The 15,661-nt window shown below is 43.0% G+C and carries 11 protein-coding genes; 5 read left to right on the forward strand and 6 right to left on the reverse strand.

Features of this window, described 5'->3' with window-relative positions:
- Window positions 1–93: 93 nt before the first annotated feature.
- Entirely contained in the window at window positions 94–1,383 is a 1,290-nt protein-coding gene (gene eno / locus V7K73_RS19630) for a phosphopyruvate hydratase (RefSeq protein WP_334882239.1), read from the reverse strand.
- A gap of 252 nt (window positions 1,384–1,635) precedes the next feature.
- Here eno and gloA point away from each other — a divergent pair, with 252 nt between their 5' ends.
- The 4 genes from gloA (at window position 1,636) to rpmB (ending at window position 8,538) form a co-directional block, all read left to right on the forward strand.
- Entirely contained in the window at window positions 1,636–2,070 is a 435-nt protein-coding gene (gene gloA, locus V7K73_RS19635; protein ID WP_334882240.1) for a lactoylglutathione lyase, read from the forward strand.
- 1,004 nt (window positions 2,071–3,074) lie between these two features.
- Complete coding sequence (gene clpB / locus V7K73_RS19640; protein ID WP_334882241.1) at window positions 3,075–5,744, forward strand: ATP-dependent chaperone ClpB; 2,670 nt, start codon at window positions 3,075–3,077, stop codon at window positions 5,742–5,744.
- Between the two features lie 339 nt (window positions 5,745–6,083).
- On the forward strand, window positions 6,084–8,069 hold the full coding sequence (gene htpG / locus V7K73_RS19645) for a molecular chaperone HtpG (protein ID WP_334882242.1): 1,986 nt from the start codon (window positions 6,084–6,086) through the stop codon (window positions 8,067–8,069).
- A 232-nt stretch (window positions 8,070–8,301) separates the two neighbouring features.
- Window positions 8,302–8,538: a 50S ribosomal protein L28 gene (gene rpmB / locus V7K73_RS19650; RefSeq protein WP_334882243.1), complete on the forward strand. Its 237-nt coding sequence runs from the start codon at window positions 8,302–8,304 to the stop codon at window positions 8,536–8,538.
- A gap of 144 nt (window positions 8,539–8,682) precedes the next feature.
- Here rpmB and V7K73_RS19655 read toward each other — a convergent pair whose 3' ends face one another.
- The 3 genes from V7K73_RS19655 to V7K73_RS19665 all read right to left on the reverse strand — a co-directional run bounded on the left by V7K73_RS19655 (window position 8,683) and on the right by V7K73_RS19665 (window position 12,953).
- Entirely contained in the window at window positions 8,683–9,345 is a 663-nt protein-coding gene (locus tag V7K73_RS19655) for a Uma2 family endonuclease (protein ID WP_334882522.1), read from the reverse strand.
- A 313-nt stretch (window positions 9,346–9,658) separates the two neighbouring features.
- Window positions 9,659–11,122 (reverse strand): M16 family metallopeptidase, encoded by a 1,464-nt coding sequence (locus V7K73_RS19660; protein WP_334882244.1) that lies wholly within the window; start codon window positions 11,120–11,122, stop codon window positions 9,659–9,661.
- A gap of 175 nt (window positions 11,123–11,297) precedes the next feature.
- Window positions 11,298–12,953: a M16 family metallopeptidase gene (locus V7K73_RS19665; protein ID WP_334882245.1), complete on the reverse strand. Its 1,656-nt coding sequence runs from the start codon at window positions 12,951–12,953 to the stop codon at window positions 11,298–11,300.
- 149 nt (window positions 12,954–13,102) lie between these two features.
- On the opposite strand from V7K73_RS19665, the gene V7K73_RS19670 reads away from it, so the two are divergent.
- Complete coding sequence (locus V7K73_RS19670; RefSeq protein WP_334882246.1) at window positions 13,103–13,720, forward strand: TetR/AcrR family transcriptional regulator; 618 nt, start codon at window positions 13,103–13,105, stop codon at window positions 13,718–13,720.
- 367 nt (window positions 13,721–14,087) lie between these two features.
- Here the strand turns inward: V7K73_RS19670 and V7K73_RS19675 are convergent, their stop codons facing one another.
- Together V7K73_RS19675 and V7K73_RS19680 are read right to left on the reverse strand one after the other, a co-directional pair.
- The gene (locus V7K73_RS19675; protein ID WP_334882247.1) at window positions 14,088–14,528 is read right to left on the reverse strand and encodes a DUF4332 domain-containing protein; all 441 of its coding nucleotides are present in this window, start codon (window positions 14,526–14,528) and stop codon (window positions 14,088–14,090) included.
- 151 nt (window positions 14,529–14,679) lie between these two features.
- A complete protein-coding gene (locus tag V7K73_RS19680; protein WP_334882248.1) occupies window positions 14,680–15,480 on the reverse strand; it encodes a PhzF family phenazine biosynthesis protein in 801 nt (266 codons plus the stop codon).
- Window positions 15,481–15,661 lie beyond the last annotated feature (181 nt).

Below are 15,661 nucleotides of genomic sequence, written 5' to 3' on the forward strand. Positions count from 1 at the left end.
CTCCAAACTCCAAACTCCAAACTCCAAACTCCAAACTCCAAACTCCAAACTCCAAACTCCAAACTCCAAACTCCAAACTCCAAACTCCAAACTCTACTTCGTCCCTAACCCCACAGCACCAGCATAAACGGCGCGATCGCCTAGTTCATCTTCAATTCGCAGCAAGCGATTATATTTTGCTACGCGTTCGCTGCGACACAGGGAACCTGTTTTAATTTGACCGGCACGGGTTGCTACGGCTAAATCAGCGATCGTTGTGTCTTCTGTTTCACCAGAACGATGGCTAATTACTGAACGGATACCGTTACGAGTTGCTAAATCAATTGTTTCTAAGGTTTCGGTCAGAGAACCAATTTGGTTGAGTTTAATCAAAATGGCATTAGCGGCTTTTTCCTCAATGCCTCTTTGCAAGCGAGTAGCGTTAGTCACAAACAAATCATCACCTACTAATTGCACCCGCGAACCTAATTTCTGAGTGAGCAATTGCCAACTTTGCCAATCTTCTTCGTGTAAACCATCTTCAATTGATACAATAGGGTATTGGTCAACCAATTGTCCTAAATAATCAATAAACTCAGATGGGGCGTGAGGTTTACCATCGTAAACATACTGACCATTCTTGTAAAATTCGCTAGCTGCCACATCCAACGCCAAAGCTACTTCTTCCCCTGGCTTGTAACCAGCTTTCTTAATGGCAGCAACTAGCAATTCCAAAGCCACCTGATTAGATTCTAGGTTCGGAGCAAAACCGCCTTCATCGCCTACACCAGTCAGCAAACCCTTTTCATCCAATACCTGACTGAGGGTAGCAAAAACCTCTGCACCCCAGCGCAAGGCTTCCCGAAAAGAAGTTGCGCCAATTGGGACAATCATAAACTCTTGAAAATCCACGTTATTTGATGCGTGTGCGCCACCGTTAATCACGTTCATTAACGGCACTGGGAGCAAATTCGCTAAAGGTCCACCCAAATAGCGATACAGAGGAATTGCTAAAGACTCAGCCCCAGCTTTAGCTGCTGCTAGGGAAACTCCCAAAATCGCATTAGCCCCCAAATTGGATTTGTTAGCAGAACCATCTATAGCGATCATTGTCCGGTCTAGCAGTTCTTGGTTGAGGGCATCCAAGCCTAACAATTTTGGTGCAAGTGCTTCTTTGACGTTTTGTACTGCTTTGAGTACGCCTTTGCCCCCATAACGGCTTTTATCGCCATCACGCAGTTCGTGAGCCTCAAAAGTGCCAGTAGAGGCACCACTGGGAACCTGTGCTAGTCCTACCACGCCGTTGGCTAAATGCACTTCGGCTTCAATTGTCGGTCTACCGCGTGAATCAAGAATTTCACGGGCTGCGATCGCTTCAATTGCAGTATCTAGAAATTTACTCATCTGTACTTTATCCTTTGTGTGTTACACATCCAGTCAATCTGCCTAACCCAATCGCTAGCTTATGCTGTTAAGAGACTTTATTGGCTGAGATTAAAGAAGATTTCCATTATAGAGATCGGGATCAATGCCAAAAATCGGTAAAAGAATGTTTATCCTGTCTTTTTCCTTGATGGCATTTCTACCTTCAGATTTTGAGCTAGGTAAAATATTGGCAGAGAATAACACTAAATCAATTACAGAGAAAAGGTCAATATGCAATTACTACACACAATGCTACGGGTGGGGAACCTTGAAGAATCCTTAAAGTTTTACTGTGAAGTTCTAGGAATGAAATTACTGCGCCGAAAAGATTATCCAGGAGGAGAATTTACCCTAGCTTTTGTTGGCTATGGTGAGGAAAGCGACAACTCGGTGATAGAACTAACCTACAATTGGGGGGTAGAAAAATACGAATTGGGTAATGCTTATGGTCACATTGCCCTTGGCGTTGATGATATTTACGCTACGTGTGAGGAAATCCGCAATCAGGGCGGTAAAGTCGTGCGCGAACCAGGACCGATGAAACATGGTTCGACAGTAATTGCTTTTGTAGAAGATCCAGATGGGTATAAAATTGAACTGATTCAACTGGGAACTCAAGGGTCAGCAGTCAAACAGGAATCACAAGAGCAACTTGTGAGTCAGTAATTCTTATAATTAGGAATTGTGGCATTGGCCAACATCCCGCCCAGAGCTTAAGTTCTGGGCTGATAAGTAAGTGGGCGCAAATAATCATCACTGGTTCGTAGTTGCGCTTTAGCGCTAAAGCGCAACTACGAGCCAAATACAGAGATTTTACTTTTCGTTACATAGTTTGGTTTTATCTTGTCTACCTACTTAGCTGAAGTCCACGCTTTGTGGACTGAAATTTTCCCTAACACAAATTTAGCCATTGACATCGCTTAAAATTTTATATTTAGTCCTCTTGAGAGGACTTTAGCTATAAACAAGAGGAATTTATTCCCAGGCGGGTTAACAACGAAGCGGAAGATTTATTTGATGTTAGTTAATGATAAACCTTAAAAAGGAGCGAATTAAGCCACCCAGTAAAACCTTATCAAAGACAATATAGCTGTAGGGAAATTTACACCGATGTCTTGAAAAGTTGAGCTACATAGGGGGAGATTGCTTTTTACTGCACATTGGCATCTCATGCACGTAAACCCAGACGTGCGAGACTTTTCCCTTTTTAGGCGGGTTAAGGACTTCCAAGAAATAAATTACTCAAATAAACGAACCACAGAGGCACAGAGAACACAGAGGAATAAGGAGGAGAGAGCTTTTTGCCAGTTTTTGGGTATTTTTTTATTTGGAAGTCCCTTAGGGAAACTTCTGTGCGTAAATTTTATTAGTATTACCCCCATACTGTCGTTGATGAGCAACACTAATAGCGACGCCAAATAGCCCATCGGAGATATTGCTCCAATATTACCATTTGGTAAAGTCCGTTCATAATAGTGTTTTCGTTTTAAATTAGAAAATAGGTAATGGATTAAACTATCACCAATTACCAATCCAAAATTGCCACTGGAGATACACGCGGATATACACCGATAATGTTTGGATAATTAGGGACTAGGGAAGAGTTTTCCAATATCTAGTTCCCAATCCCCAATCCCTAAACTAAAAATCAAAATTCCAAAATTATAAAGATGCAACCTACAGATCCAAATAAATTTACTGATAAAGCCTGGGAAGGAATTGTTAAATCTCAGGATATAGTCCGTGCTTATCAACAACAGCAACTAGATGTTGAACATTTAATTATTGCCCTGTTAGAAGAACCTACTAGTCTAGCAATACGTATCCTGGCTCGATCTGAGGTCGATCCAATCCGCTTGCAGCAGCAGCTAGAAGCCTTTACCCAACGTCAGCCGAAAGTTGGTAAAAGCGATCAACTTTACCTTAGCCGCAATTTAGATATTTTACTAGACCGAGCCGAGGAAGCTAGAGCCAGGATGAAAGATTCCTACATTTCGGTGGAACACATACTTTTGGCCTTTGCTGAAGACGATCGCATTGGCCGAAAGATACTCAAAGGCTTTGGTGCGGATGCAGCTAAACTAGAAGCTACTATCAAAGCCGTTCGCGGTAGCCAAAAGGTAACAGATCAAACCCCAGAATCGCGCTATGAAGCCTTACAAAAATTTGGCAGAGATTTGACAGAACAGGCAAAAGCTGGAAAACTTGACCCAGTGATTGGGCGGGATGACGAAATTCGGCGGGTAATTCAAGTATTGTCTCGTCGGAGCAAAAATAACCCTGTATTGATTGGTGAACCTGGGGTAGGTAAAACTGCGATCGCTGAAGCTTTAGCACAGCGAATGGTAAACGGTGACGTTCCCGAATCTCTAAAAAACCGCAAGTTGATCTCGTTAGATATCGGCAGTTTAATTGCTGGAGCAAAATTACGAGGTGAATTTGAAGAACGCCTAAAAGCAGTTCTCAAAGAAGTTACTGAATCTAACGGTGACATTGTTCTGTTTATTGACGAACTGCACACCGTAGTCGGCGCAGGCTCTACTCAACAAGGAGCAATGGATGCCGGAAATCTGCTCAAACCAATGCTGGCGCGGGGAGAACTGCGTTGTATTGGCGCTACTACCCTCGACGAATTCCGCAAACACATTGAGAAAGACGCTGCCCTAGAACGCCGCTTTCAGCAAGTATTTGTCGATCAGCCAAGTGTGGAAAATACTATTTCCATTCTGCGGGGGTTAAAAGAACGTTATGAAGTGCATCACAACGTTAAAATTTCTGATTCGGCTTTGGTAGCAGCAGCAACACTATCAGCACGTTATATTAGCGATCGCTTCTTACCAGATAAAGCTATTGATTTGGTGGATGAAGCAGCAGCACAGTTGAAAATGGAAATTACCTCCAAACCAGCCGAATTGGAAACCATCGATCGCCGCCTCATGCAGTTAGAAATGGAAAAGCTGTCATTAGCTGGCGAAGAAAAGGGTATCCCCCAAACTAAAGAACGTTTGCAGCGAATTGAGCAAGAAATTGCCGATTTAACCGAAAAGCAGCAAATATTTAATGAGCAATGGCAAGGTGAAAAGCAGATATTGGAGGCGATAAGCGCCTTAAAGAAAGAAGAAGATGCGCTGCGAGTGCAAATTGAACAGGCGGAACGTGCTTATGACCTAAATAAAGCTGCTCAATTGAAGTATGGCAAATTGGAGGGAGTGCAGCACGAGCGCGAAGCCAAAGAAGCCAGCCTTTTAGAAATTCAAAACCAAGGTTCCACCTTACTGCGAGAACAAGTCACTGAAGCCGATATTGCCGAAATCGTCGCCAAATGGACAGGAATCCCCGTCAATCGCCTATTGGAATCAGAACGGCAAAAATTACTACAACTAGAAAGTCATTTACATCAACGAGTCATTGGGCAAGAAGAGGCTGTAGAAGCAGTAGCAGCCGCAATTCGCCGCGCCCGTGCGGGGATGAAAGATCCCTCTCGTCCCATTGGTTCATTTTTGTTTATGGGTCCTACAGGTGTGGGTAAAACCGAACTCGCCCGTGCTTTAGCTCAGTTTCTCTTTGATTCTGATGATGCATTGGTGCGCTTAGATATGTCTGAGTATATGGAAAAACACTCAGTTTCTCGGTTAGTGGGAGCGCCTCCAGGATACGTAGGCTATGAAGAAGGTGGTCAGCTTTCCGAGGCGGTTCGCCGCCGTCCTTATTCAGTGGTGCTGTTGGATGAAGTGGAAAAGGCGCACCCCGATGTGTTCAATATTTTATTGCAGGTGTTAGATGATGGGAGAGTTACTGACTCTCAGGGGAGGACGGTAGATTTTCGTAACAGCGTTATTGTCATGACCAGTAACATAGGTAGCGAACATATCTTAGATGTATCTGGTGATGATTCTAAGTATGAAACAATGCGGAAACGGGTAATGGAAAACTTGCGATCGCATTTCCGCCCAGAATTTCTCAACCGCGTCGATGACATTATTCTCTTCCATACCCTCAGTCGCACGGAAATGCGGCATATCATCCGTATTCAACTCAAGCGGGTAGAAAATCTCCTGCGCGAGCAAAAAATCTTCTTTGAGATATCCCAATCTGCTTGCGATCATCTTGTCGAATCAGGCTACGATCCAGTTTACGGTGCCCGTCCACTCAAACGGGCAATTCAGCGAGAAGTAGAAAACCCCCTTGCTACCAAGTTATTGGAAAATACTTTTATTTCTGGAGACACGATTATCATTGATAAAAATGAAAACGGTCTGTCTTTTAGCAAAAAAGGGCTGGTGAAAACATCAATCTCGCAAAATACCGTCAAGTTGGTTGAGTCAGCACCAGAATCGTAAAAGTTAATACACCTCAATCAGCCACAAATAAAACTAGATCGCCCTATTTTTTCATTCGTCAGGTGAGAATGGGTGATCTAGTTAAGCTAAAAAACAAATAAGCTTGCATAACCCTTATTAAATATAACTCTTGTGGGGTGGGCAGGAAAGCCCGCCCAGTATAAGTTGCGGATTTAGTAGACATATATAACAAATTGCAACAGTAGTTTATACAGCATTTATGCTTGATAGTAGTGAAATCCGAATAAAATAAAGAGGCATTCCTGACCTCAAAATCATTGAGAATCGCCGAAAATTGATCTTCAGAATTATTTCTGCAACTAAAACAGGCGGATAACCATGCTAGAACAAGGTACTATCAGTATTCATACTGAGAATATTTTCCCGATCATTAAGAAATCGCTTTACTCAGATCACCAAATCTTCTTGCGGGAACTGGTATCCAACGCTGTAGACGCCATCCAAAAGCTGAAAATGGTATCCCGCGCCGGAGACTACGCTGGAGATATCGGTGAACCAGAAATTGAAATTGCCATTGACAAAGATAAGAAAACCCTATCTATCTCCGATAACGGTATCGGGATGACCGCAGATGAAGTTAAGAAATATATCAATCAGGTTGCCTTCTCTAGTGCTGAAGAATTTATTCATAAGTATGAAGGCAAATCAGATCAACCGATAATTGGCCACTTCGGTCTTGGTTTTTACTCTTCCTTCATGGTGGCGCAAAAGGTGGAGATTGATACACTGTCATACCAAGAAGGAGCGCAGGCGGTTCACTGGACTTGCGATGGTTCGCCAGCTTTCACCCTAGAAGAATCGCCCCGGACAACTCGCGGTACTACTATTACTCTCACCCTGCAAGGAGAAGAGGAAGAATTTTTAGAATCAGCACGAATTAAGAATCTTGTCAAGACCTACTGCGACTTCTTACCAGTACCAATTAAACTCGACGGTGAAGTAGTAAATAAGCAAAAAGCACCGTGGCGAGAGTCTCCGAGTAATCTGAGTCAAGAAGATTATTTAGAGTTTTACCGCTACCTGTATCCTTTTCAGGAAGAACCTTTGTTGTGGGTACATTTAAATACAGACTATCCCTTTATCATCAACGGGATTCTGTATTTTCCTAAAATGAGGCCGGATGTAGATGTTACTAAAGGGCAAATCAAGCTATTTTGCAATCAAGTTTTTGTTAGCGACAACTGCGAAGAAATTATCCCGCAATTTCTGACTCCAATGCGGGGTGTGATTGATAGTACCGATATTCCTTTAAACGTATCGCGTAGTGCATTACAAGGCGATCGCACCGTGCGGAGAATTGGTGATTACATTGCCAAAAAAGTAGGCGATCGCCTCAAAGAACTTTTCCGCGACAACCGCGAACAATACATTAGCGCCTGGAAGGATCTTGGTACTTTTGTGAAATTTGGCGTTCTCAACGACGAGAAATTCAAAAAACAAATCGAAGATATCATCGTCTTCCGCACCACCGCCAAGCTGACAGAAAAAGTTGCTGCCCCAACTCCAGTCGTTGAAGTACAATCTTCAGACGGGGATGCTTGGCAAGATGTGACTCCTTCACCCAGTTCTGACTCAGCACCCAGCGCTCCTTACACCACGCTCAAAGAGTATCTAGAACGTAACAAAGAACGCAACGAAAACCGGGTTTTCTACAGCACTGATGAAGCAACCCAAGCTACATACATAGAACTGCACAAAAATCAAGGCTTGGAAGTCCTATTTATGGACTCCTTCATCGACACCCACTTTATCAACTTCTTAGAGCGGGAATATCAGGATGTCAAGTTTACGCGGGTGGATTCTGAATTAGATAATACCCTGCTAGAACAAGACAAAGCTACGGAAATTGTTGATCCTAAGACGAATAAAACTCGCAGTGAGACGATCAAAGAGTTATTTGAGAAATCTCTCAACAAACCCAAACTCAATATCCGCACCGAAGCGTTGAAATCAGACGATCCTCATGGTACACCACCTGCGATCGTGCTTTTACCAGAGATTCTCCGGCGGATGCGGGAAATGAACGCTATGATGCAGCAGCAGTCAGCAGAGTTTCCCGAAGATCACGTTTTGCTAGTGAATACTGCTCACCCGTTGATTCAAAATCTGGCAAATATTAACCAAGGTAGTATTATTCAAGGTGACGGTCAATCGCCTACCGATCAGTTAGTCAACTTGATTTGTCAACACGTCTACGATTTAGCGCTGATGTCTCAAAAAGGATTTGACGCTGAGGGAATGAAATCCTTCGTCGAGCGATCTAATGAGGTACTTACCAAGCTGACGGAACAAGCTAGTAAGTAAGAATAGTCAGGAGTTAGGAGTTAGGAGTTAGGAGTTAGGAGTTAGGAGTTAGGAGTTGGGAGTTGGGAGTTAGGAGTTAGGAGTTAGGAGTTAAGAGTTAGGAGTTAGGAGTTAGGAGTTATTATTCTCTCCTGCCCCCTGCCCCCTGCCCCCTCATCCCCTTTCCCACTTCTGTTGTCTAAGACCTAAAATGGAAAGGCTGTATTAAAATAACAATCTGGAGATACTTGCTATGTCCCGTCGCTGTGAACTAACTGGTAAGAAGGCAAATAACGCCTTTGCTGTTTCCCACTCCCATCGCCGTACTAAACGCCTTCAGCACGTTAATCTGCAAAACAAGCGTGTTTGGTGGGAAGGCGGAAATCGCTGGGTGAAGTTAAAGCTGTCTACCAAAGCAATCAAAACCCTACAAATTAATGGGTTAGAAGCAATGGCAAAAGAAGCTGGTATTAACCTGAATCATTACTAATTGACATTCCCACGGCTCGAAGCCGTGGGATTATTGGTTCACCGAGCCGACTTGTCTTAACCTATTGCCAGATCCAAATATAGGTTGAGGTTAGCCAACTCTGTACCCCAAATTAATTACGAATTACGAATTACGAATTACGAATTACGAATTATTCAGTGATTGCTGTTCTATCTGCTTTTGTACCCAAAGACGAAAAGCCTTGAGCGTTGCATTTCTACCTGCTGTTGGACTTTGCTCCAGATATTGGGGAATGGTTTCAATTAGTTGAAATTTAGGAAAATTTAGGCTTTGCTGAGACTCTACATAATGCCCGTCTTGCAGAACATTCATTTGGAGCTTTCCTTTATCAAAACGCCAAAGCTCAGGTACTTTTAAAGCTTCATAGATATTAGGATGAGTGCGAGAAGTAATATCAATTTCTAGAGCTAAATCTGGAGGGGGATCTACTGTTAAATCTAGCCGCTTTTTGCCGCGAATCTTGGCTTCATTTTTTATATAGAAACACTGATCAGGTTCTATACCTTGAGCCATTACTTGATTTTTGAAAGTGGTAGAACCAAGACATCTAAACTCAATATCTAACTCTTCCAGAAGGGCTTTGACTAAATCACCAATAATTTCTTTATCATATTCATGTTCTGGCAGTGGTGCCATAATCTCTAGTATTCCCCTGTCATAAGCAATTCGTGCAGCACGATGCTCTCCTAAATCTTCTAGAATTGTTTCCAATTCCTGCCAGGTTACATCTTGCAGTAGCACTCTTTGTCCTGGTGGAACATGGATGCGCTTTAATTCCAACAACATCATCTTCACTCCCAGTAGCTCAAACTTAAATTTAGCTTACTCTAGTTAATGCGAGAATTGTTTGTTGCTTCATCACTAAATTGTCGGATGCTTGGATATGCACTAGTTTGTCGTCGAATCTCGCTTGCTTAATAAACCCCTTTATTGAAGTGTATGGGGCGATCGCTCCTAAAAAAGCGCAGTTTTAAAAAAAAAACCTCTGAAAACTCCAGAGGTTTTGGTTCCTGATTTAGTTTCTACTGCTTACTACAATTTGTCCTCAGTCATTTCCCGATAACGAAGGAAATTATTTGATTTGAGTAGTTACTTTGTTTTAATTCTTCGCCTGTGGCTGCGAACCAGGAATCGTTATATCTATTGGTATCACCTTTGCTGCTAACTGCGTCAGTGGCGGTTGAATGGCGGTTTGATTCCCCACGACTAAAGTCACTAGCTTTTCTGGCTTGAGGTATTCTCGTGCGACTCGTTGCACATCAGCAGCTGTGGTGGCGGCGACGGCTTTTTGATAGCGAAAAAGAAAATCAGCAGGATAGCCGTAATATTCGTATCGCATCAATCGTGATAAGGTTTGGCCAGGGTCTTGAAAGTTAAATACAAAGGAGTTGAGTGTAGACTCTTTGGCAAAAGCGAGTTCTTTTGCTGTAACTCTTTGAGTTTGGATGCGTTTGATTTCATCTTGTAAGGCTTTGACAAACTGGACGGTAGCATCCGATCGCGTTTGTCCACCAGCAATAAACATGCCAGGATAGTCGTAACGAGGACTCCACTCGCCATAAACAGAGTAAGCTAAACCTTGACGCGATCGCACTTCATTAAATAAGCGTCCACCAAATCCATTTAACACTCCATTCAATACATCCAGCGCCGGATAATCAGGATTGTCAAACCGTCCACCTAGATGTCCGAGAAGCACACTACTTTGCGTTAGTTGTGGCTGATTGACAAAAAAGACTCCCCCTGTATTGGCTGGCGAAACATTTGGTAATTTGGGTTTAGCAATACCTGGGTTGCGGTTCCAGTCGCCAAAGTTAGCTTGAATGAGCGATCGCATTTTTTTGGTGTCAAAATCCCCGACAATCCCTAAAATCATATTATTGGGGTGGAAATATTGCTGATAAAAGTTGAGCAAATCCTCACGCTCAACTTGATCTACCGTTGCATACTCTATCGTGCGAGAGTATGGACTATCTTTCCCATAGATCAATTTCTTAAATTCTCGACTAGCAATACTATCTGGATTGTCATTGCGACGCGCAATGCCACCCTTAGCCTGTGTCTTCGCCAAGTCTAGCTTTTCTTGAGCGAATAGTGGCGATCGCAACACCTCGGCAAACAGCCCAAACACCGTTTCTAAATCTTCACTCAATGCGTCAAAGCTAGCACCACCAGAAGCTTCACCAATACTGGTTTCCACAGATGCCGCGCGTTGTTCTAATATCTCGTTGAGTTCATCAGCCGAATGCTTCTTAGTTCCTCCAGTTCGCATCACCGCGCCTGTAAAACCAGCTAAACCAACTTTCTGTTGTGGTTCCAAGCGATTTCCTGTCCGTACAAACGCCGTCCCATTCACCAACGGTAACTCGTGATTCTCCATCAAATAGACAACCAAGCCGTTTTGGAGAACAAATCGCTCATACTTGGGTAACTTAATCTCAGGTAGCGCTGGCAACTGCAATTCAGTATAATACTTTGCCTCAGCCGTCGCCGCCAGAGAAAAATTACAAGTTAAAAGTAAACACGCAAATACACCAACCAAAGCATAAATAAGCCCCTTCATATTTCGGATTTTGAATTTTGTTAGCGCAGCGTAAGCCTTCGGCATGGCTTCGCTTAGAGCGAGTCCGCGTCTCTTGCGCGTCTCGTAGAGAGCGTCATTTTGAATTTTGAATTTTTTACCCTTCACCTTGTACCTCTTCATATCTCTACTTTGCGCCCTTTGCGGTTTGTTTCTCTTAAGCTTCTTTCGACAACAACTTCCCAATCGTGCGATTTTTCGGCGTAAACGTCTCTTTTGCCACCCGCACAATATCAGCCGTTGTCACCGCCGAAATATCATCCAACTGCTTAAACAAATTCCGCCAAGAGCCAGTTTTTACCTCATATTCCAACAATTGTTGAGCCATCCCCATATTTGAATCGAGGGTGCGTAACAAACTCGCCCGTGCTTGGGTTTTCACCCGTTCCAAATCAACCGTCGCTACAGGCTCAGTTTTTAATTTGTCAATTTCTTGGCGCAAAGCCACCGCCAACTCATCAACCGTATGACCAGGAGCCGTGAGAGCATAAAATAACATCAGGTTTGGGTACTTCTCTCCAGGAAAACCGCTAAAACCTTGGGCATTAAGCGCCAAACGTTGCTTTTCTACCAAAGATTTATACAACCGCGACGTGCGCCCATCACTTAATAAACTGCCAATGATTTCATAGACTGCATTATCTGGATGGGTAATTGCCGGACGATGATAACCTTCTAAATACCAGGGTTGAGAAGGTAGCTTTAAAGTAACTTCTCGTGTTTGTTGTTGTGACGGTTCCACCGGGATTTGTTCGACAGCTTTGGTTTTTGCCAGATAGCGGCCAAAATAAGTTTGCGCCAGTTTTTTCACCTCAGCCGCGTTAACATCTCCGACAATGGCAATGGTTAAATTACTTGGTACGTAGTGAGTATCAAAAAACTTTTGGACATCTTCTGGTGTCAGATTGCGGATATCTTCGTCATAACCAATCACCGGACGTCTGTAGGGATGGACTTTGTAAGCAGTATCAATAAATTTCTCCAACATCAGTCCAATGGGTGAATTTTCCACCCGCATCCGTCGCTCCTCTAAAATTACATTTTTCTCTTTATAAAACTCACGACGAATTACAGGATCGAGAAATCGTTCCGACTCTAGCGACATCCAAAGTTCTAACTTATTGGCAGGAAAGCTGTACAAATAACGGGTAGCTTCAGTTGAAGTATTGGCATTTAAACCCACACCTCCGGCTTGTTCGACAATTTGCCCCAATTCGTTTTGCTTAACAAGCTTACCTGCTTGCGCTTCCACTTGCTTAAACTCAGCTTCTAACTGAGCAACCTGATCTTTTTTACCATCGGCTTTCGCTGTTTTAATTTGTCCATCCAATCGTTCTAAGGTTTCTAATAGAGGTTTTTCTGCCTTGTAGTCTTTTGTACCAATGCGCGTTGTGCCTTTAAACGCCAAATGTTCCAGAAAGTGAGCTACACCAGTTTTGCCATCTGGCTCATCCACACCACCGACATTGGCATAAGTTAGAAAAGAAACTACAGGCGCTTGATGTCGTTCCAAGACAATGAATTTTAGACCATTGTCGAGGCGAAACTCCGTTAACTGCTTGATAACTCGATTCAGATAAGGTTGGATCGAACTTTCAACTGATGGAGTTTGAGTTTTTGTCGGTTGCAGCACTCTTTCGGGAGGGGGTGCCGTCTGAGTTTGAGCCAGAGCAATTTCTGGTAGCAATCCCCACCAGAAAACGATCAAAGCCAACAAAGCGATAAACAACCGCCGCAATATGACAGATACTTTATCTGACCAATCCAAAATCCCCAATCTAAAATTTAAAATTGACCGAATGATCTGGTTCATAAGCGCAAATTAAGATAAAGTTACACTACCTAAAAAACTAAGTACTTAGCAGAAAGACATTAATCTTGTATTAAGCTTGTTAGGCTTTTTTACTTGACGTTAGACAATAATGCTACAAATACTATTCCGCAAATCTCACCATAACTATTATGCGAGTTTTTAATTCTTCCCCACCCTCAGAGGCTCAGACGCGCACCCGGATTTTACAGGCGGCACAACGGTTGTTCGCTGCTCAGGGATTTGACGGCACAACCACCCGCGATTTAGCACAGGCGGCAAGTGTAGCAGAAGGGACTCTATTTCGTCATTTTCCTAATAAAAAGGCAATTTTGGTGGAAGTAGCGACGAGTGGATGGGTGGAGATTCTCACAGATTTGCTGACAGAATTAAGTGAAATGGGCAGTTATAAAGCCGTAGCTCAGGTGATGCGTCGCCGGATGTGGAACTTCCAAAAAAATGCCGATTTAATGCGCGTTTGTTTTATGGAAGTGCAGTTTCACCCCGACTTGCGCGATCGCATTCAATTAGAAGTGATTAGCAAAATGTCAGATGTGGGCGAAGCATTCTTTCAAACAGCGATGGATAAAGGCATTTATCGCCAAATGGACCCCAAACTGGTAGCCAAAGTTTTCTTAGGAATGTTTGCGATCGCAGGTTTTTCCAACAACACCATCATAGAACCTGACGCTTCCCCCCAACAAATGCAAGAAATGGCAGAAGGACTCGCTGATATCTTCCTTAATGGTGTTTTAGCCAAGGAGTTATAAGTTAGGAGTTAGGAGTTAGGAGTGAGGAGTGAGGAGTGAGGAGTTATAAGTGAGGAGTTATAAGTTAGGAGGGAGGAGTTAGGAGTTATGAATTATGAATTATGAGTTTTAACTCCAAACTCCAAACTCCCAACTCCTAACTCCTAACTCCCAACTCCTAACTCCCAACTCCTAACTCCCAACTCCAAACTCCAAACTCCCAACTCCTAACTCCTAACTCCCAACTCCCAACTCCCAACTCCCAACTCCCAACTCCAAACTCCAAACTCCAAACTCCAAACTCCCAACTCCCAACTCCCAACTCCTAACTCCTAACTCCTAACTCCTAACTCCTAACTCCTAACTCCTAACTCCTAACTCCTAACTTTTAACTAATGATTGCTTTCGCTTGCTGACTCCACTGTTGAACTAATTCAATCGCTGGACACAAATCTCGTCGCTGCATTGTTGCTACCTGCAAGCGCATGATTTGTTGGTGCAATCTGTGAGTGGGAGTCTGAGCTAATTGTGCTACAGAAGCAATACCTGCATGGAGCAATAAACCACAATATTGTATACCTACGCTAGGAATACGCGCCAAGTCAGCTAAAGCCATCCATTTATTTACATACTGAAGATGAATCTGTAATTTATTTGCTAAGGCTACTCTTTTCTCTAGAGTTTTCCCTTGTTTTATTAGCGCTACTGTGCTAGGAATTCCACAATTGTGCAGTTGAGATTGTTCCTCGTGGCTTAGTCCAGGTAATTGCTCAATTGGCCAGTCACGAGATGCGATCAGATTTCGACTATTTGTATTTTTAGCAGACATTTTTGAAATTAAAATATAGGCTTATTTAGATATTGTGACAGTAACAAGACGCGATCATATAGATACATTTCTAGGGGAGTGTCCTTATTCCATTGGCCAAATTCTTGATGCTGAGTTTTTACCGAATGCGATTGATTTGTAATATAGCGGTTTATGTGGTAATTAACTCGCCTCGCATCACAGTTACCGCTTGTCCGCCCAGAAAGACGCGATCGCCTCCGTCATAATATACCTTCACCACCCCACCGCGACTGGATGCCTGATAAGCTAAAAATTGATTTTTATGCAAGCGATCGCGCCAAAATGCAGCAAGACAACAATGGGCTGAACCAGTCACCGGATCTTCATTAATACCTACCTCTGGTGCAAAGAAGCGAGAGACAAAATCATAATCTGAATCAGAATTAGTCAAACTAGTAACTATAACTTTACCAATTGGTAAGGTTTTTAGTAATTGAAAATTAGGCTGCATTTGCCGCACTAAATCTTCCGATTCTAATTCCACTAAATAACCTAGTGAATTCTCCAAGACAAATCTATATGGTACACCCAAAGCAATCTTGAGTTCTGGAGGCTTGATGATTACTCGTGAGTGATTCACAGGAAAATCTAACTCAATCCAATCACCTTGCAACTTAGCAATTAGCACTCCACTTTGGGTATAAAAACGTGCAACTTCATCGGGTGATAAATGTCCCTCTGACCAAAGTACATGGGCGCTAGCTAAAGTTGCGTGACCACAAAGCGGTACTTCTACCGTGGGCGTAAACCAACGCAGGTTGAAGCCATCATCCTGTCTAACTAAAAAAGCCGTCTCAGATAAATTCATCTCCTGCGCTACATTCTGCATCCATCGTTCGTCTTGGGGAATAGGCAAAACACAGACAGCAGCAGGATTACCTGCAAAAAGTGTATTGGTAAAAGCATCAACTTGAGTAATGGTTTGTCCCATTAAAGTCACCTTGAAAATTAGACAGGATTATATTTATCAGGAGTATATAGGAATCGTAAGGGAGTTTGAAATTCTGGCTCCCCGAATCCAAAATTTGGGATTCGGGGTTGGGGGATGAGGGCAAATCCTTTTTATCATGGAAGAACTATAGGTTTCAAGATAGACGTGGTTTATATAAGAT

Origin of the sequence: Nostoc sp., assembly GCF_036916975.1 — a bacterium.
Classification (GTDB): Bacteria; Cyanobacteriota; Cyanobacteriia; order Cyanobacteriales; family Nostocaceae; genus Nostoc.